Source organism: Gardnerella sp. C0684A1 (genome assembly GCF_055326835.1).
Genome location: NZ_JBLTSX010000073.1, coordinates 1 through 247, shown reverse-complemented (window position 1 = coordinate 247; position 247 = coordinate 1). Strand labels below are relative to the sequence as shown.

Here is a 247-nt window from a genome sequence, read left to right as displayed (position 1 = left end):
GACAGTGGGTTTATGGTGCGTGATGAAAAGCCAAAAGGATTTTTCTATTTAGACCATAGGGTTGTGGATGGCAAACACGGAATTATCGTTGATACACATGCCACAGCAGGTAATGTACATGACAGTCAACCAATCATACAACGCTTAGACCGCGTACTTGATACGTTTGAACTTAACCCCATTGCGGTTGGATTAGATGCAGGATATTTTACAGCCGCAGTGTGTCATAATTTAGAAGAACGACAAC

The 247-nt window shown here is 42.1% G+C and carries 1 protein-coding gene; it reads left to right on the top strand.

Annotation, left to right across the window (positions count from 1 at the left end; all coding sequences use genetic code 11):
- Positions 1-247, top strand: a 247-nt coding sequence (locus ACNEUN_RS06385) for a transposase (protein ID WP_463631615.1), incomplete at both ends; no start/stop codon positions are given.